The organism is Enterococcus sp. H57 (genome assembly GCF_003112495.1).
Classification (GTDB): Bacteria; Bacillota; Bacilli; order Lactobacillales; family Enterococcaceae; genus Enterococcus_B; species Enterococcus_B faecium.
In genome coordinates this window covers 17,019-34,794 of sequence record NZ_BEHC01000029.1, presented here as the reverse complement: position 1 = coordinate 34,794, position 17,776 = coordinate 17,019, and the positions used below count along the sequence as shown (strand labels likewise).

At 39.1% G+C, this 17,776-nt stretch carries 17 protein-coding genes; 4 read left to right on the top strand and 13 right to left on the bottom strand.

Features of this window, described 5'->3' with window-relative positions:
- Positions 1 to 500 precede the first annotated feature (500 nt).
- The 3 genes from DIZ30_RS06930 (at position 501) to serS (ending at position 3,950) form a co-directional block, all read left to right on the top strand.
- Complete coding sequence (locus DIZ30_RS06930) at positions 501 to 1,190, top strand: response regulator transcription factor (RefSeq protein ID WP_002295268.1); 690 nt, start codon at positions 501 to 503, stop codon at positions 1,188 to 1,190.
- On the top strand, positions 1,177 to 2,385 hold the full coding sequence (locus DIZ30_RS06925) for a cell wall metabolism sensor histidine kinase WalK (protein WP_002295267.1): 1,209 nt from the start codon (positions 1,177 to 1,179) through the stop codon (positions 2,383 to 2,385). Before DIZ30_RS06930 ends, DIZ30_RS06925 begins: the two co-directional genes overlap by 14 nt.
- A gap of 293 nt (positions 2,386 to 2,678) precedes the next feature.
- A complete protein-coding gene (gene serS, locus DIZ30_RS06920) occupies positions 2,679 to 3,950 on the top strand; it encodes a serine--tRNA ligase (RefSeq protein ID WP_002307286.1) in 1,272 nt (423 codons plus the stop codon).
- 669 nt (positions 3,951 to 4,619) lie between these two features.
- On the opposite strand, the gene guaB is transcribed toward serS, so the two are convergent.
- The 9 genes from guaB to mnmE all read right to left on the bottom strand — a co-directional run bounded on the left by guaB (position 4,620) and on the right by mnmE (position 14,630).
- Positions 4,620 to 6,104, bottom strand: a complete 1,485-nt coding sequence (gene guaB / locus DIZ30_RS06910; protein ID WP_002295264.1) for an IMP dehydrogenase — start codon at positions 6,102 to 6,104, stop codon at positions 4,620 to 4,622.
- A gap of 503 nt (positions 6,105 to 6,607) precedes the next feature.
- Positions 6,608 to 7,303, bottom strand: coding sequence for a DUF1129 domain-containing protein (locus DIZ30_RS06905; RefSeq protein ID WP_002299780.1), 696 nt, complete (start codon positions 7,301 to 7,303; stop codon positions 6,608 to 6,610).
- Positions 7,304 to 7,392: 89 nt separating this feature from the next.
- Entirely contained in the window at positions 7,393 to 8,493 is a 1,101-nt protein-coding gene (ychF, locus tag DIZ30_RS06900; protein ID WP_002325956.1) for a redox-regulated ATPase YchF, read from the bottom strand.
- 8 nt (positions 8,494 to 8,501) lie between these two features.
- Positions 8,502 to 8,693, bottom strand: coding sequence for a DUF951 domain-containing protein (locus DIZ30_RS06895; RefSeq protein WP_002293106.1), 192 nt, complete (start codon positions 8,691 to 8,693; stop codon positions 8,502 to 8,504).
- 20 nt (positions 8,694 to 8,713) lie between these two features.
- Positions 8,714 to 9,604, bottom strand: coding sequence for a ParB/RepB/Spo0J family partition protein (locus DIZ30_RS06890; RefSeq protein WP_002299776.1), 891 nt, complete (start codon positions 9,602 to 9,604; stop codon positions 8,714 to 8,716).
- Positions 9,591 to 10,358 carry a ParA family protein gene (locus tag DIZ30_RS06885; protein ID WP_002288805.1) on the bottom strand — a complete coding sequence of 256 codons (768 nt, stop codon included), beginning with the start codon at positions 10,356 to 10,358 and terminating at the stop codon, positions 9,591 to 9,593. The genes DIZ30_RS06890 and DIZ30_RS06885 overlap by 14 nt, the downstream gene beginning before the upstream one ends.
- An 11-nt stretch (positions 10,359 to 10,369) precedes the next feature.
- Positions 10,370 to 11,083 (bottom strand): 16S rRNA (guanine(527)-N(7))-methyltransferase RsmG, encoded by a 714-nt coding sequence (gene rsmG / locus DIZ30_RS06880; RefSeq protein WP_002288804.1) that lies wholly within the window; start codon positions 11,081 to 11,083, stop codon positions 10,370 to 10,372.
- Positions 11,084 to 11,314: 231 nt separating this feature from the next.
- Positions 11,315 to 13,216, bottom strand: coding sequence for a tRNA uridine-5-carboxymethylaminomethyl(34) synthesis enzyme MnmG (mnmG, locus tag DIZ30_RS06875; RefSeq protein ID WP_002299775.1), 1,902 nt, complete (start codon positions 13,214 to 13,216; stop codon positions 11,315 to 11,317).
- Positions 13,217 to 13,232: 16 nt separating this feature from the next.
- Positions 13,233 to 14,630 carry a tRNA uridine-5-carboxymethylaminomethyl(34) synthesis GTPase MnmE gene (gene mnmE, locus DIZ30_RS06870; protein ID WP_002299773.1) on the bottom strand — a complete coding sequence of 466 codons (1,398 nt, stop codon included), beginning with the start codon at positions 14,628 to 14,630 and terminating at the stop codon, positions 13,233 to 13,235.
- 299 nt (positions 14,631 to 14,929) lie between these two features.
- On the opposite strand from mnmE, the gene DIZ30_RS06865 reads away from it, so the two are divergent.
- Entirely contained in the window at positions 14,930 to 15,313 is a 384-nt protein-coding gene (locus DIZ30_RS06865; protein WP_002317532.1) for a hypothetical protein, read from the top strand.
- A 167-nt stretch (positions 15,314 to 15,480) separates the two neighbouring features.
- Here DIZ30_RS06865 and jag read toward each other — a convergent pair whose 3' ends face one another.
- The 4 genes from jag to rpmH form a co-directional block, all read right to left on the bottom strand.
- A complete protein-coding gene (gene jag, locus DIZ30_RS06860; RefSeq protein ID WP_002295258.1) occupies positions 15,481 to 16,239 on the bottom strand; it encodes an RNA-binding cell elongation regulator Jag/EloR in 759 nt (252 codons plus the stop codon).
- A gap of 17 nt (positions 16,240 to 16,256) precedes the next feature.
- On the bottom strand, positions 16,257 to 17,075 hold the full coding sequence (locus DIZ30_RS06855) for a YidC/Oxa1 family membrane protein insertase (RefSeq protein ID WP_002295256.1): 819 nt from the start codon (positions 17,073 to 17,075) through the stop codon (positions 16,257 to 16,259).
- Positions 17,072 to 17,428, bottom strand: coding sequence for a ribonuclease P protein component (rnpA, locus tag DIZ30_RS06850; protein ID WP_002295255.1), 357 nt, complete (start codon positions 17,426 to 17,428; stop codon positions 17,072 to 17,074). Before rnpA ends, DIZ30_RS06855 begins: the two co-directional genes overlap by 4 nt.
- A 117-nt stretch (positions 17,429 to 17,545) precedes the next feature.
- Positions 17,546 to 17,680 carry a 50S ribosomal protein L34 gene (rpmH, locus tag DIZ30_RS06845; RefSeq protein WP_002293121.1) on the bottom strand — a complete coding sequence of 45 codons (135 nt, stop codon included), beginning with the start codon at positions 17,678 to 17,680 and terminating at the stop codon, positions 17,546 to 17,548.
- Positions 17,681 to 17,776 lie beyond the last annotated feature (96 nt).

Genomic DNA, 17,776 nt, shown 5'->3' with positions numbered 1-17,776 from the left:
TTTCGATTTCGTTTTTCGAAATCTTTCAGCAACTCATTTATCATAACTTATCGTTTGTTATTTGTCAAGAACTTTTTTGAAGTTTTTTTCGATATAATCAAGCTTCACAAGTGGTTCTTTTTTAACGACTCAGTTATCTTATCATGTCATTTCCAACATGTCAACAACTTATTTTTTATTATTTAATAAGTTATTGGTGTTCTTTTGAACAAATAATAATATATCAACATCACATGTGAAAGTCAATAAGAAAATGCTTATTTATCAACATTTCTAGCTTACATGATCATTGGTTAGTTCTGGTCCTTTTTCGTTCGTCTTTATAACTCTGAGAGACGTAAAATCCTTTTGTTTTCAGTTGAATGTTCATGTTCTTGTCTTATTCACACCAACTAGATGTCTCACCTTCTAAAATTTTCCTTAACAAAGTGCTGCTTTTATCTATTTCTGCTTTTTTTTGCTAGAATAATAGTAACAATATGACTCTGGAGGATTTATTTATGAAAATTTTGATTGCTGACGATGATAAAGAAATCGTTGAATTATTAAGTATCTATGTTCACAATGAGGGGTATGAAGCAGTAAAGGCTTATGACGGGAAGGAAGCATTATCTAAGATTAGAACAATTCCCGATATTGAATTACTTATCTTGGATATCATGATGCCTGAGATGGATGGGATGCAAGTAGTGAAAGAGCTACGAAAAGAATCCCAAATACCAATCATTATGCTGACAGCAAAAACTACTGATATGGATAAGATCAAAGGACTGGTCGCTGGTGCAGATGATTATGTGACCAAGCCATTTAATCCGTTAGAAGTAATGGCTAGAGTAAAGTCTTTATTACGGCGTACAAAAATGCAGATTGCTCCAGATCAGCCTGATGTATTAGAAGTAAATGCATTAATCATCAATAAAGACTCTCATGAAGTTAAAACAATCGATGGGAAAGAAATCCAGTTAACAGCTTTGGAATTCGGTATCCTCTACTTGCTTGCTAGTCATCCTAATCGAGTATTTAGCGCGGATGAAATTTTTGAGCGTGTTTGGAAACAAGAAAGTATTGTCTCTGCTAAAACTGTCATGGTTCACGTTAGTCATTTAAGAGATAAAATTGAAGAAGCAACTGGTGGTGAAAAAGTCATTCAAACCGTTTGGGGAGTGGGCTATAAAATTGACGCAAGATAGTAAACGAGCAACTGAAAAACGCCGTCGGATCAATTTGACTTCAAAAGAAATCAGCGAATTGTTAGCGGAAGGAATCATCACGATTATCCTTTTGCTTCTATTAAATGTTTCTATTCTGGTTGTTATCAGTTCGGTGATCAACAGTTCACCTTCTTTGACGAATGCGATTTGGGATTCAAAGAATATTTTTGCAGAACGATTGAACACTGATTTGTTCTGGAACGGCCGGAATTTTATTATTCCCTTTTTCTTTCTATTAGATATTGGTGTTTTGTATTGGCGCTTGATTCGAAGATATCGCCAAATGCAATTGCGGCATATCATCAGCGAACTTCACTACATCGCAAACGGAAATTATGATCATCGTATCCCTTTTGAACTGAGTGGTGACTTAAGCCGAGTGGTAACAAGTATCAATGGATTGGTGGATAGTACCGTAGCAGCGATTGAAGACGAACGTAAAATCGAAAAATCAAAAGATGAATTGATCACGAATGTCAGTCATGATATCCGTACCCCACTCACGTCCATCATTGGATACCTAGGACTGATAGAAGATGGCCAGTATCACTCAGAAGAAGATCTTTTAAAGTATACGCATACTGCTTATATCAAAGCAAAGCAGATGAAATCTTTAGTGGACGACTTATTTGAATACACTAAGGTACGCCAGCCTGCTGTCCCGGTGAATTTTTCTGCCTTTGACATGATCCAGTTGATCGAACAGTTAGCAGCTGATTTTGAGTTGGAAGCTTCTAAAAAAAATATCCAAATACTTGTTCAATCAAAAGTAGACTCCCTTATCATGGATGGCGATACCGAAAAACTTGTACGTGTCTTCAATAATCTTTTGACGAATGCGTTGAAATACGGAAAAGGAGCAACGAAGATCGTAATCGAAGTAGAACGTATCGGTTCAGAAGTTGTTGCAACAGTCAAAAATAACGGAGCAATGATCCCACAACAGGCAATCGATAATCTATTCGACCGTTTTTATCGTGTAGAAGAATCTCGTTCACAAGCAACTGGAGGAACTGGACTTGGTTTAGCAATCGCTCAAAGCATTGTGGCTTTGCACGGCGGATACATTTATGCAAAATCAGATAAGCAATGGACTTCTTTCATCATGCACCTTCCAATCAAGAAAAATGAAAAATTACCTATTGATACACAGGAAGTTATTGACGAAAGCTGAAATATTCGCTATTCTTATTACAATTATTAGAATAAATGAAAAACACAGAACCCAGTACACTTTATTCTTTTTCAGAGAGCTGATGGCAGGTGTAAATCAGCAAAGGATAATTTGGAAGTTCCAGTTCGTTTACGTGCCCTTTCGAAATAAGAAAGGTCGGTTCAACAGCCGTTATGTGTTCAACAAGTGCAGCTGACGCTGAACTTGGGTGGTACCGCGAATTTCAGACTGATTCGTCCCAAGAATAATGGGATGGATCAGTCTTTTTTTATTTTCAAAAAGGAGGAAATCATATGTTAGATGTAAAAATGATGCGACAAAATATTGAAGAAGTACAAGAAAAATTGATGACTCGGGGCGTAAAAAAAGAAACATTAGCTGAATTCATGGAACTAGATGAAAATCGTCGTAAGCTACTAGTCAAAAGTGAAGAATTAAAAAAATATCGAAATGATGTTTCTGCTGAGATCGCCCAATTGAAGCGTGCAAAAGAAGATGCTTCTGCTAAAATCGCTGAAATGAAAGAAGTCGGTGGCAACATCAAAGCATTGGATACTGAAATTGCTGAAGTGGATGAAAAGTTGAAACAAATTGCAACTACTTTGCCAAACCTTCCCCATGATTCTGTGCCAGTTGGAACAGATGAAGAGGACAATGTAGAAATCCGTCGTTGGAGCGAACCACGTACATTTGCTTTTGAACCAAAACCACACTGGGAAATTGCAGAAAATCTTGATATTTTAGATTTTGAACGTGGCGCAAAAGTAGCCGGTAGCCGTTTTGTCTATTACAAAGGATTAGGTGCTCGATTAGAACGTGCAGTCTACAACTTCATGCTTGATCAGCATATTTACGAACACGGCTATACTGAAATGATCACTCCTTATATCGTCAACAGTAAAGCGATGTTTGGTACGGGACAATTTCCAAAATTCAAAGAAGATGTTTTCCAATTGGAGAATACTGATCTAACGTTAATCCCAACAGCTGAAGTACCATTAACTAACTATTATAATGATGAAATTTTAGATGGTGCAGATTTACCTATTTATTTCACTGCACTAAGCCCTGCTTTTCGTTCTGAAGCCGGAAGTGCTGGTCGGGATACACGAGGACTGATTCGTCTTCACCAATTCAATAAAGTAGAAATGGTCAAATTTTCGGATGCAGAGCATTCTTACGAAGAATTGGAAAAAATGACAGCTGATGCAGAAGATATCTTGAAAAAATTGCATTTGCCTTATCGTGTGATGGCCTTATCAACTGGAGACATGGGCTTTTCTGCAGCTAAAACTTATGACTTAGAAGTATGGATTCCTGCACAAGATACTTATCGTGAAATCAGTTCTTGTTCTAACTGTGAAGATTTCCAAGCACGCCGAGCAATGATCCGTTATCGCGATAATGATGGAAAAATCCACTATGCTCATACTCTGAATGGTTCAGGACTTGCAGTTGGCCGTACAGTAGCTGCCATTTTGGAAAATTACCAAAATGAAGATGGTTCTGTCACAGTTCCAGAAGCGCTCGTTCCTTATATGGGGAATCTGAAAGTTATTAAATAAAGAGGTTGTGAAAAAGCCGCTTAGTTTCGAGTATTAAGAAAAATTTTGTGAAAATGGCTTTCCACATTTTTGCATAAATTGGACTTAATACCGAGAAACTGGCTTTTGAACACCATTTATCGAGAGGTTGTGAAATCAGCGAATTAACCTGAGTATTAGAGAAAAAAATGAAAAAATAGCTCCTCATATTTTGCCGTTTTTTGAGCTAATACCGAGGGTTAGTTGATTGAACACCATTTATCGAGAGGTTGTGAAATCAGCGTCCTGGCCTGAGTATTAGAGAAAAAAATGGAAAAATAGTCCCTCATATTTTACCGTTTGTTGAGCTAATACCGAGGGTCAGCTGATTGAACACCGTTTAGTGGAGAGGTCGTAAGCCTCCCCCCAGCTCCGAGTTACAAGGAACAAATTCAAAAAACAGCTCTTCATATTTTATGAATATTGTACTTGTGATTCGGAGATGGCAAGGGAACACTGTTTATTCAAAAAGAGGCTGGGACAGAAGCGTTTAACTCCAAGAAATAAGAAGAAATTCACGAAAATTGCTTTTCAAATTTTTGTGAATTTCTTCTTATTTCCGAAGGAGTTACTTCTGCTTCCGCCGTTTATACGTGTTTAGAGCGTGAGACAAAAGTATTCTTTACTTTTGTCCCACGCTCTTTAATGTTTTTAAGATTCAACTGAATAGTTTGGTGCTTCTTTTGTGATTTGTACATCATGAGGGTGTGATTCTTTTAATCCACTGCCGCTCATTTGGATAAATTGCGCTTCATCACGTAATTGCTGTAGATTCGCTGCCCCAACATAACCCATTCCTGAACGCAAACCGCCGATCATTTGGAAAATAATATCTGCAACACTTCCTTTATAAGCAACCCGACCTTCGATTCCTTCTGGTACTAATTTATTTGCTTCATTAACACTACCTTGGAAGTAACGGTCTTTTGAACCTTTTTCCATCGCGCCTAATGAGCCCATACCTCGGTATGTTTTGAATCGACGTCCTTGGAAGATTTCGAATTCACCTGGTGATTCATCTGTCCCTGCCAACATACTTCCTAGCATCACTGCATGTCCGCCGGCAGCTAATGCTTTGACGATGTCACCAGAATACTTGATCCCTCCGTCTGCAATAATCGCTTTGCCATATTGACGAGCAACTGATGCTGCATCATAAATAGCTGTGAGCTGAGGTACACCTACACCGGCTACCACACGTGTCGTACAAATCGATCCTGGTCCGATACCAACTTTTACGACATCTACACCTGCATCATATAAAGCTTTTGTCGCTTCAGCCGTCGCAACGTTTCCTGCAATCAATGTTGCATCTGCAAAAGTTGAACGGATTTCTTGAATTTTTCGGATCACACCTGCACTATGTCCATGAGCTGTATCGATGATGATTGCATCTGCCCCTGCTTCTAATAAAGCATTCGCACGCTCAAATGTATCGCTTGTTACACCAACGGCTGCTGCTACAAGCAAACGACCATGTTCATCTTTTGCTGCATTTGGAAATTCGATCACTTTCTCGATGTCTTTGATCGTGATCAATCCGCTTAAACGACCTTCGTTATCTACGATTGGTAATTTTTCGATTTTATGTTTTTGCAAAATCTTTTCTGCATCTTTTAGAGAGGTACCTACTGGGGCAGTCACTAAGTTGTCTTTTGTCATCACATCAGCAATCGGCATGTGATAATCTGTTACAAAACGCATGTCGCGGTTTGTAATTATCCCTACCAATTTTCTGTTTTCAAGTGTTTCAACGATTGGCACACCACTGATACGATATTTGCTCATCAATTCTTCTGCGTCTGCTACAAGATGCTGTGGCGTTAAGAAGAACGGATCAATGATTACGCCACTTTCAGAACGTTTGACTTTTCTTACTTCATCCGCTTGCTGGCTGATCGTCATGTTTTTATGGATCACACCTAGTCCGCCTTGTCTTGCCATAGCAATGGCCATCTTGCTGTCGGTAACAGTATCCATACTTGCACTGATGATTGGAATATTCAACTTAATATTTTTAGCTAATTGTACGCTCATATCCACTTCGTTTGGTAACACGTGACTTTCTGCTGGTATCAATAAGACATCATCAAAAGTAAATCCTTTTTTCGTGAACTTTGTTTCCCAGTTGGACATTTTTAGTACCACTCCTCTAATTTAGTTTATCTATTAAAATAATTGATTTTTTCATTTAAGTCAATGATCTACTTGGAATCAAGTTAGCTTTCTCATAGAATACCAATATAAAGCGTTTACATCTGTGTGTATTAAAAGAGATTGTAAAAAAGCTGTCCTGCATCAAGTAATAAGAACAGCCAATCAAAAATAGTTTTTCATATTTTTGAATTGGTTGGGCTTATTACCGCAGATGCAAGCTTTTGAACACCGTTTAAGGAAGAGGTTGTGAAATCAGCGTTTTGACCTGAGTATTAGAGAAAAAAACGGAAAAATAGTTCCTCATATTTTGCCGTTTGTTGAGCTAATGCTGAGGGTCAGCTGATTGAACACCGTTTATCGTAAAAAGGGACTGTGACAAGACTTTTGTCACAGCCCCTTACTATTATTTAACTATGGATAAACAAAATGAGGTTCTTTACTACCCCTAGATATTTAGCAAAATAGCTGATCTTTTTGCTAGTTTATCTTCTTGGGACGGATAAACTTCCAATAATCCCGTATTTTTTCTTCAAGTAGTAACGGATTGCTAAAGCAGCTGCCCCGATAATGATAACTACTACTGGATCTAATACTGGATTGATAACTGGCGGCAATAGTGTTGTCGCAGAAAACAGTACGACCCAAAGAAGTGTCGTTCCACCTAGGATAAGCAATGTCTTACCCATTCCTGGTTTCTTGCTTCGATCTGCTCCGGGATATTCATATTGATAGATGTATTTGTACATCATATAAAAGACCCAGCCACCGATTGCAGAACCTAGAACGAGTGTAGAAAAGCCATAAGCTGGCGTTGTTCCACGTGAAAACAATCCGGTAATCGCAATCATGATACTTAATAGACCAAGCAACAGCAACGTATTATCTAACCACATCAATAAAGGGGTGGATGAATTTTTTACTTCTGCTGGCTTATTGATGATTGCTTCCGTTCTTTCAGAGACTGTCCCAAACAATTGACGGGCTGTTCTTCCGCCTTTTTGTTCTGCAACTAAAGTAGGCAGAATGTCATGAAGGGCTTTTACTTTTTCTTCTTCAGACAAATTCGCTGCTTCTAAAGATTTTTTCAAATCAAAAATGTACTGTTGATTTCTTTTGGTTAATTTTGTTTCTAAACTATTGTTTTCTTTTACGATTGCTCGTAATTGTTCTGGTTCCATTATCTAATAGTCCTCCTTAGCCGTTCCTTTTCTCAACGGTCGTCACAAAAGACATTCTACCATATTCTACAGCTAGTTTGATAGCCCTTTTACACATTAAAGCGGAATAACATTACGTCGCCGTCTTGTACGACATAATCTTTTCCTTCTAATCGAACACGTCCAGCTTCTTTTGCTGCATGCATGTTTCCGTAATGATCCAAGTCTTCAAAAGAGACAGTTTCTGCACGGATAAATCCGCGTTCGAAATCTGAATGGATGATTCCTGCTGCTTGTGGTGCTTTGATTCCTTTTTTGAATGTCCAAGCACGTACTTCTTGTTTCCCAGCAGTAAAGTAAGTAGCTAAGCCTAACAAATCATAAGCAGCACGGATCAACTGATCCAAACCTGATTCTTCGATTCCTAAAGCTTCTAAAAATTCCGCTTTGTCTTCTTCATCTAATTCTGCGATTTCTTCTTCTGCACGAGCACTGACCACGATCACTTCTGCATTTTCTTCTGCAGCAAAGTTGCGCACTTCTTGTACATAATGATTCGCGTCTGCATCTGCTACGTCATCTTCTGAGACATTGGCTACATAAAGAATTGGTTTTGTCGTCAATAAAAATAGTGATTTAACGATTTTTTGTTCTTCTTCAGTAAATTCGATCGTTCGGGCAGATTTTCCTTCTTCCAGTACAGGTTTGATTTTATCCAGTACAGCTAGTTCTGCCACTGCATCTTTATCTTTGGTTTTAGCAACTTTTGCTACACGAGTATAGCGTTTGTTGATAGATTCTAAGTCTGCTAACACTAGTTCCAAGTTGATCGTATCAATATCTTCTAGTGGATCAACACGTCCTTCTACGTGAGTAATATTATCATCATCAAAACAGCGAACAACGTGACAAATAGCGTCTACTTGGCGGATATGGCTTAAGAATTGATTTCCCAAACCTTCTCCTTTACTTGCGCCTTTTACGATTCCAGCAATATCTGTAAATTCAAAAGTCGTTGGAACAGTTTTTTTCGGATGTACAAGTTCTGTTAAGCGTTGCAAACGCCAGTCAGGTACTTCTACCATCCCTACGTTGGGGTCGATCGTCGCAAAGGGATAGTTTGCTGCTTCTGCTCCTGCTTTTGTGATTGCATTAAACAAAGTTGATTTTCCTACGTTGGGCAACCCAACAATTCCAGCAGTCAATGCCATAAATTTATTCACTCTTTCTCTGCATTTTTTTCAATTACTTTTTTTAATTTCTTTTCAAAATCTCGACGGGTCATCATGACGATATGTCCGCAATTCATACATCTGATTTTGATATCTGCGCCCATTCGAATGACTTCCCAGCGATTCGTCTGGCAAGCGTGAGGTTTTTTCATTTCAACGATATCGTGCAAGTCGTACATAAAAATAGCCTCCTTTTTGTTTATTCTTCATCAAATTGAATATCCAATATATCAAGAATCCTTGTCAAATCTTTTTGAGAAAGGTATTCGATCTCGATTTTTCCCTTCCCATCTTTTTCTTGAATAGCTACACTTGTACCAAATTTATCCATCAAACGATCTTCGCTTTCTCGGATATAATATGGTTTTTCCTTTGCTAGCCTTGGGATTTTTTTCTTTTCTTTTCCATCATTTTGATTTAACTCAGAAACAAGCTGTTCCAGTTGGCGGACAGTTAAATTTTCAGTTACTGCACGATTGGCTAATTTCAAAATCAATGTTTTATTTTTTAAACCTAACAGCGTACGGGCTTGTCCCATAGATAAACGCTGATCTTGTACCATTTCCTTGACAAGATCCGGTAAAGAAAGCAAGCGCAAATAATTGGCGATATAAGGTCTGCTCTTTCCTAAACGACTAGCTACTTCTGCTTGTGTTAGTTTCAGGTTTTTCATCAGCATCTCATATGCTTCTGCTTCTTCTAACGGATTCAGATCTTCTCGCTGCAAGTTTTCCAGCACTGCTACTTGCATCATCGCTTCTTCGTCAAAGTCTCTAACGATAGCAGGGATCGTTTCTTTTTCAGCTAGTTTGGACGCTCGAAAACGTCGCTCCCCTGCAATAATCTCATATCCTTTTACTGCGGAACGGCGTACGATGATGGGTTGAAAGACGCCTGATTGTTCAATAGAATTAGCTAGTTCCTGCAAAGATACTTCTTCAAATGTTTTACGGGGCTGATACGGATTTGGTCGCAGCTCATTCAATGGTAGCTGGACAACGGTATCATCTTTTACATCCACCGTCTCTAAGTTTTCTAAATCTTGAAACAGTGCATCGATTCCTCGGCCTAATCCTTTACTTTTCTTCACGACTTACCACTTCCTTTGCCAATGCTTGGTAGACTTCAGCTCCTCGAGAACGTGGATCGTAGTCGATGATCGGTTTTCCATGACTAGGTGCTTCTGACAAACGAATATTTCTTGGAATGATCGTTTCGTAAACTTTTTCGCGGAAGTATTTACGTACTTCTTCTACGACTTCATTTCCCAGATTTGTTCGTGCATCATACATTGTCAGTAAGACTCCCTCGATCTCTAATTCTGGATTAAAGTGTTTTTGAACTAAACGAACCGTATTCAGTAATTGGCTTAATCCTTCCAATGCGTAATACTCACACTGAACAGGTATCAAAATCGAATCACTTGCTGTAAATGAATTGATTGTCAGATGGCCAAGAGAAGGCGGGCAATCGATCAAAATATAATCATACTGACTGCTTACTTCTGCTAAAGATCCTTTTAATCTTGATTCTCTTGCCATCATTGACGTCAATTCGATCTCTGCTCCTGCTAATTGGAGAGTCGCAGGCACAATACTCAAATTTTCGTGTTCAGTGATCAAAGTTGCCTCATCAATTGGCAATTCATTGACTAGAACATCATAGATGTCTCTTGTCACATCAGGTTTTCTGATCCCGACACCACTGGTAGCATTTCCTTGCGCATCCATATCCACTAGCAATACTTTTTTACCAAGGCTAGCAAGACAAGCACCTAGATTCACCGTCGTCGTTGTTTTGCCGACGCCACCTTTTTGGTTCGCAACAGATATTATTTGTGCCATCTCTTCTCCTCCTATTTGATTGGCTGCTTATTAGGCAGTCCGGGCTTTCTTGGGTATTTCTTTGGGGTTGGTTTCTTTTTTTGAATAACGATGATATGCCGTTGATCAGAGACATTCGGCAAGGTAACCGCCTCTTCTTTGAGGAATTTACCACCTAATAAAGCAATCGCTTGTTTTGCTTCTGTCAATTCCTCTTCACTTTTTGCTGCTTTCAATGCATAAAAATAGCCTTCTTGTTTAGCCAAGGGCAAACACAATTCCGCTAACACATTCAAACGAGCAACCGCACGAGCAGTGACAAGGTCAAATGATGCACGAAAGTGAGGATTTTGCCCAAATGTTTCTGCCCGGTCATGATATAAGGAAGCATCGATTCCTAATAATCGGGTTAACTCAGATAAGAAGGTTATTCGTTTATTCAGAGAATCAACGATCGTTATCTGCAGTTCTGGAAAGGCAATTTTTAAAGGTATGCTAGGAAACCCTGCCCCCGAACCGACATCGCATAAAGATAAAGGCTGCGTAAAGTCTACTTCAAATGCTAATGTAAGTGAATCGTAAAAATGCTTCAGATATACGTCTTTTTCATCCGTAATAGCTGTAAGGTTCATCTTTTCGTTCCATTCGACTAATGTCCGATAATAAATAGCGAATTGATTCATTTGATGATCGGTAAGCTCTATCCCTTTTTCTGCCAAGGATTGGCGAAATTCTTCTGGTATCATAAATATTCCTTTCATTGTGAAACAGCAATTGTTTCACAGATTCTCTCCCTACTTTAACGCAAAATCCCTAGACATGCAATCCTTCCATATGGATTCTTAAAAATTTGAAAAGTAAGAAAAGCCGATAGACTTTTTCTTTCTAGTATGACTCATAAAATATACACAGAAGAGAGAACTAGCTTTGAGCAATTTCTGCAAAAACTAGTTCTCTCTTCTATTTATTATCACGTATTACGCTGGTTCACTGACTTTCGCAATCTTCCCTTGTTCGATATAGACCATTAGGATACTTAGGTCTGCAGGGTTTACGCCACTGATTCGGCTAGCTTGGGCAATTGTTTCTGGTTGGATTTTCTGCAATTTTTGTTTTGCTTCTGTTGCTAATCCGTTGATTGCTGCGTAGTCGATGTTTTCTGGAATCTTTTTCGCTTCCATGCGTTTTAATTTTTCTACTTTTTCCATGGCTTTTTTGATGTAGCCTTCATATTTGATTTGGATTTCTACTTGTTCGATTTCTTTTCGTGTCAATTCTTCATTTTCTGGAATAAACCGTAGAAGATCTGCATAAGTAATCTCAGGACGTCTTAAAAAGTCGCTTGCTAGTACACCATCTTTTAATGGTGCCGCATTAATCGTTGCTAAAAAGTCTTGGACTTCTTCTGTTGGTTTGATTCGTACATTCATCAAACGTTTGATTTCTTGTTCAACTGCTTCTTTTTTCTTCAAATAATTCTTGTATTGATCTTCTTTTACTAAGCCTACACGGTGACCCATTTCTGTTAATCGCAAATCTGCATTATCATGACGTAAAAGCAGACGGTATTCAGCACGTGAAGTCAGCAAACGATAAGGTTCGTTCGTTCCTTTTGTTACCAAATCATCGATCATGACACCGATGTAACCGTCACTTCGTTTGATCACTAAAGGTTCTTTTCCCTGAACTTTCAAAGCTGCATTGATACCGGCAATCAGCCCTTGTCCAGCCGCTTCTTCATAACCGCTTGTACCATTTGTTTGTCCAGCTGTATAAAGATTTTCAACGACTTTAGTTTCTAATGTCGGACGGAGCTGGTGTGGCTCTACTACGTCATATTCGATAGCATATCCTGTACGCATCATTTCTACTTTTTCTAATCCAGCAATAGAATGAAGCATGTTGACTTGAACATCCTCTGGTAAAGAAGTAGATAAACCTTGAACATAGACTTCTTCCGTATTTAAGCCTTCTGGTTCCAAAAATAATTGATGACGTGGTTTGTCTGCAAAACGCACGATCTTATCTTCGATGGATGGGCAATAGCGAGCGCCTACCCCTTCAACGATCCCTGTAAACATTGGGGCACGATGTAAGTTGTCTCGAATAATTTGGTGAGTCGTCTCACCTGTATAGGTCAGCCAGCAAGATTCCTGATCTAGTTTATAGGCACTATCTGGTGTGCTGAAGCTAAAATGATTCGGCTCTTTGTCACCAGGTTGCTCTTCTGTAACAGAATAGTCGATCGTACTTGATTTTACTCGAGGCGGTGTTCCTGTTTTGAACCGTTCGATAGCAAAGCCAAGTTCTTTTAGATGATTCGCTAGTCCAATAGAAGGTTGAGAGTTATTCGGACCTGATGAATATTTCAATTCACCGATAATGATTTCTCCGCGAAGTGCTGTTCCGGCTGTAATAACAACTGCTTTGGCCCGGTAGCTCGCTCCTGTGGAAGTCACTACTCCATGACAAACACCATCTTCGACGATCAGTTCTTCGACGATTCCTTGTCTTAGCGTCAAATTTGGTTCTTTTTCGATCGTATGTTTCATTTCTGTTGAATAAGCATGTTTGTCTGCTTGTGCTCGCAATGCTCGGACAGCTGGGCCTTTTCCTGTGTTCAACATACGCATTTGGATATAGGTTTTATCGATATTCTTACCCATTTCTCCGCCTAACGCATCGATTTCTCGAACGACAACGCCTTTAGCTGGTCCGCCTACAGAAGGATTACATGGCATGAATGCTACCATGTCCAAATTTATTGTCAGTAATAGTGTTTTTGATCCCATACGTGCAGCAGCAAGTGCAGCTTCTGAACCGGCGTGTCCTGCGCCAACAACGATCACGTCATACGCATCTGCTTCATAATGTTCCAATCGTTTGTTCCTCCTTTTATTTTCCTAAACAAAATTGACTGAATAATTGAGTGATTAGCTCATCTTGTACACTGTCGCCGACAACTTCTCCTAGATAGTCCCAGCAACGCGTCATATCTATTTGAACGAGATCCACAGGCATTCCTGCATCAATACCTGCAATGACTTCTTCAAGTGAGAGGGAAGCTTTTTCTAACAACGCGATATGGCGGGTATTAGAAACATAAGTAGCGTCTCTTTCTCCTGTTTCTCCGCTGAAGAATAAATCAGAAATAGCTGATTCCAAACGATCTAGTCCGTCGTTTTTAGCTACGGAAATTGAAAAAACTGGTTCATTTTCGATCAATTTCTTCAATTTTTCTTGTTCCAGCTGTGCTGGTAAATCTGTTTTATTTAGAAGAATGATCCGTTTCAATCCACTTGTCGCTTCCAATAATTGTTCATCTTCTGCTGTCAGTGGTTCGCTTTGGTTTAGAACAAGTAAGATCAAGTCTGCTTCTGCTAATGCTTTTCGGCTTCTTTCGACCCCGATCCGTTCCACCACATCTTCTGTTTCCCGAATTCCAGCTGTATCGATTAGCTTGAGCGGTACCCCCCGAACATTGACATACTCTTCGATTACATCTCGAGTCGTTCCTGCAATATCCGTAACGATTGCTTTTTCTTCTCTTAACAAATGGTTTAACAAACTTGATTTGCCGACATTTGGCCGGCCGATGATTGCCGTACTTAACCCTTCCCGCAGAACCTTCCCTTGCTTGGATGTAGCAAGTAGCGCTTGGATTCTTTGTTGGATCATCTGCGCTTTTTCAAGCAATAACTTCGTAGTCAATTCTTCGACATCATCATATTCTGGATAATCAATATTTACTTCTACTTGTGCTAATGTCTCTAAAATCTCTTGTCTCAATGAGCGGATCAAAGCAGACAGATTGCCGTCTAACTGATTAAGAGCTAGTCCCATTGCTTTGTCTGTTTTTGCCCGAATCAAATCCATCACAGCTTCTGCCTGTGAAAGGTCAACACGACCATTCAAGAATGCTCGTTTTGTGAATTCGCCTGGCTCAGCTAATCTTGCACCTTCTCTTAACAATAGCTGCAAAATTTGATTGACTACAACGATCCCACCGTGACAATTGATTTCTACTACATCTTCCCGCGTAAATGTCTTTGGTGCTCTCATCACGGAGACCATGACTTCATCGACAAGCTGATTGCTCTTGGGATCAACGACATGTCCATAATGGATCGTATGACTTGGTACTTCTGATAATCGTTTGTTTCCGGATTGATAAACTTTATCTGCTAGTTGCACAGCTTGATCGCCACTTAAACGAACGATACTGATTGCACCTTCTCCAGGTGGGGTAGAAATTGCCGCAATCGTATCAAATTCTAAAGTAATTTCAGCCATTTTTTCACTTCCTTTTTCATTTTGCGCACAAAAAAAGTGCCCACTCCACCCTTTATGCACAATAAACGGTGAACTTCGCACTTTGACTGCTTGTTCTTGATTAAATTCTGGTCATAGATTATCACACTTGCTATAAGGAATCAAGTGTTTAAAACAAGTTAGATGAAGTTGAGCCTGTTCTGCTTCCATTACCTTATATTTGATTGTCCTTGGATGTCTCTTTGCGTTCTTTGGTTTATTCGAAGAGAAGATACTGTATAAACAAGGCTTTATCTTTCTTAAAAAAAACGGTACACTAAATGGTAGCGCTATCTAAACTATACACTTTTGAAAGGAGAAAATATGTGAGCCCGTTCAGATCTGCTGCATTGGAAGAAGAAAGTGACCCTCGGATCAACGATGTCGTTTTATCTACAGGGAATATCAACCAGAAATATATCGTCCGCGATATCATTTTTGTTGTGGAATGCTTAGAAGCTGATTTGTTTGACCCATCTTTTCCCAAAGATGACCTTTTCTTAACAACGAAGAGGAAATTAAAGACGAAGGTACTTGAATATGGTGCGAATGCAGTAATCAACTGTCATTTTGAGTATCAGCAAAAAAAACGCGACGGAAAGTATTTTCTGGAACTTTTTGCTTATGGAACAGTGATCCAATTTATCCAAACAACGATTGGTTAAATGAAACAGACAAAAAAAGCGGATCAAAACTGAAGACAGTTTCGATCCGCTTTTTTCTATCAAAGTTAGTGACTACTTCATCGTATACTCTGATAAGAATGATTTCTAGTAAAATATACTTGGTTTGAAAAACTTTGTCAACGTGATTTATTCAAAAAGTAATGGAATCAATAATATTTTTTAGCAGGTTCTACTACTAAATAACGATAAGGTTCCTCACCTTCCGAATGTGTTTTTACATGTTCATCTTTGCTTAGTGCAGCATGGATTTGTTTACGTTCAAATGCAGGCATTGGTTCTAAGAAAACAGGCTGCCCTGTCCGTTTTACTTTTTCAGCCGTGCGATCAGCTAAACGCTGAATGATCTCTTGGCGCTTTTCACGGTAATTGCCTACATTGACTACTACAGACAGCTTATTTCTTGCTAAACGATGGATGAAGACTTGTGCCAGATATTGCAATGCATTCAGTGTTTTTCCATGTTTCCCAATCAGTATGCCTTGCTTTTGTGTTTCTAAATGGAAAACAACCATATTATTTGATTCTCTTTCCATTTTGACAAGAGCTGGAGCATCAAGCTGTTTTGAAATTTCAGTAAGATAAACTGCCAATTCCGTTAAAGCTGCTTCATCACCTAGCTCACTTACTTCTTCTGTTTTTTCTTCAAGAATCGTTTCGTTGACTACCTCGATCTCAGCTGTTGGTTCTTCTTCCAAAATTTCTTCTACAGTCTGTTCTACTGTTTCAGAAACTTTTTCGCTGATACTTGGCTGGATCGAAAGCCGTGCATTCTTTCGACCCATTCCTAGGAAACCTTTTTTTCCTTCTTCCAGTATTTCGATTTCGACTTGGTCTTTGGCCAAACCCAAATCAGCCAGACCTAGTTGGACAGCTTCGTCTATTGTTGCAGCTTCATAAATCGGCATTAGCATTACCTCCCCTATTATTTCCGTTTTTTCTTAGGATTCATTGCTTTCTTAAGAGCACGTTCTCTTTCGCGGATTCTCCGTGCTTCTTCTTCACGCTCTTTTCGAATTTTGAAAGGGTTGTTGATCAGCAGCGTTTGTACAACTTGGAAGGCATTGGAAACTACCCAGTATAATGAAAGACCGCTGGCTAAATTGACACCCATCACTAAAATCATCACAGGCATCACGAAATTCATGATCTTCATTGATGCATTCGATTCAATTTGACTCATGCTAGATAAATACGTACTTGCAAAAGTAAAGATTGCTGCTAAAATCGGCAAAATAAATGTTGGATCCGCGTTCCCTAAGTTCAACCATAAGAAATGCCCTTGTTTCAACTCTGGTACACGTGAAATAGATTGCCATAACGCCATCAAGATTGGCATTTGTACTAATAAAGGAAGACAACCAGCATATGGATTGACGCCATTTTCTGCATATAAACGCTGCTGCTCTTCTCTTAACTTACTTTGTGTTTCCGGATCTCTTGAACTATATTGTTGCTGCAGTGCTTTTAATTTCGGTTGTAATTCTTGCGTTTTACGCATGCTCTTTGTTTGGAAATGCATCAACGGCAATAGGATCACGCGGATGATCAGTGTAAATAAAATGATCCCTATCCCTGCATTACCAAATGACAACGCCTTGATCGCCTCAGCAAAGTAATAAACAATATAACGATCCCAAATTCCTGTACTCTGTGCGCTGACTTCCCCAGTTCCGCAACCGGATAAGACGATGACCAAACTAACGATACCGGCCATCAAAAGTAAACGTTTGTATTTCTTCACTTACTCTTTTCCTCTCTGTCGATTATTTTTGCAAGTTTTAAGACGTGGACTAAATTGGAGCGAACCTCATCATAAGTCAACCCCTTCACACTTGGTCTAGCAATCACAATAAAATCCAACTCCGGATCAATCTCTTCTTTTATAGAATAAACTGCTGCTCGGATTTTTCGTTTGACTTCATTGCGGTTTACCGCGTTGCCGACCTTTTTTCCTACAGATAAACCAACTCGAAAATGAGGCTGTCCCGGTTTTTCCAAACGGTAAACGACGAATTTGCGGTTAGCAAAAGAATCTCCCGTATGGAACACGGCTTGAAACTCTCGTTCTTTTTTTACTCGATACGCTTTTCTCATTAGTTTTCTTTCCTTTTCTATCTCTCACTTACGCTCATAATCATACCATAATTACGATTGTCCTTTCATCATTTCCCTAAAAAAGAGTATAAAAAAAACCACTGAAACCCCAGTGGCCTAAGCTGAAAGAACTTTTCTTCCTTTGCGACGACGGCTAGCTAACACACGACGTCCATTTTTAGTACTCATACGTTTACGGAATCCGTGAACTTTTTGACGTTTACGTTTATTTGGTTGGTATGTTCTTTTCATATATTCCACCTCCAAAATGTTCTTATCTATTTTATAAACACAGACATACTTTGATAGTATAACGACAAAGTAGTGATTTTGTCAATATAAAATAGA

Coding starts and splice junctions, on each gene's coding strand:
- DIZ30_RS06930 (WP_002295268.1), top strand. CDS start 501: ATGAAAATTTTGATTGCTGACGATGATAAAGAAATCGTTGAATTATTA.
- serS (WP_002307286.1), top strand. CDS start 2,679: ATGTTAGATGTAAAAATGATGCGACAAAATATTGAAGAAGTACAAGAA.
- guaB (WP_002295264.1), bottom strand. CDS start 6,104: ATGTCCAACTGGGAAACAAAGTTCACGAAAAAAGGATTTACTTTTGAT.
- DIZ30_RS06905 (WP_002299780.1), bottom strand. CDS start 7,303: ATGGAACCAGAACAATTACGAGCAATCGTAAAAGAAAACAATAGTTTA.
- ychF (WP_002325956.1), bottom strand. CDS start 8,493: ATGGCATTGACTGCTGGAATTGTTGGGTTGCCCAACGTAGGAAAATCA.
- DIZ30_RS06895 (WP_002293106.1), bottom strand. CDS start 8,693: ATGTACGACTTGCACGATATCGTTGAAATGAAAAAACCTCACGCTTGC.
- DIZ30_RS06885 (WP_002288805.1), bottom strand. CDS start 10,358: ATGGCACAAATAATATCTGTTGCGAACCAAAAAGGTGGCGTCGGCAAA.
- rsmG (WP_002288804.1), bottom strand. CDS start 11,083: ATGATACCAGAAGAATTTCGCCAATCCTTGGCAGAAAAAGGGATAGAG.
- mnmE (WP_002299773.1), bottom strand. CDS start 14,630: ATGGCTGAAATTACTTTAGAATTTGATACGATTGCGGCAATTTCTACC.
- DIZ30_RS06865 (WP_002317532.1), top strand. CDS start 14,930: ATGGTAGCGCTATCTAAACTATACACTTTTGAAAGGAGAAAATATGTG.
- jag (WP_002295258.1), bottom strand. CDS start 16,239: ATGCCGATTTATGAAGCTGCAACAATAGACGAAGCTGTCCAACTAGGT.
- rnpA (WP_002295255.1), bottom strand. CDS start 17,428: ATGAGAAAAGCGTATCGAGTAAAAAAAGAACGAGAGTTTCAAGCCGTG.
- rpmH (WP_002293121.1), bottom strand. CDS start 17,680: ATGAAAAGAACATACCAACCAAATAAACGTAAACGTCAAAAAGTTCAC.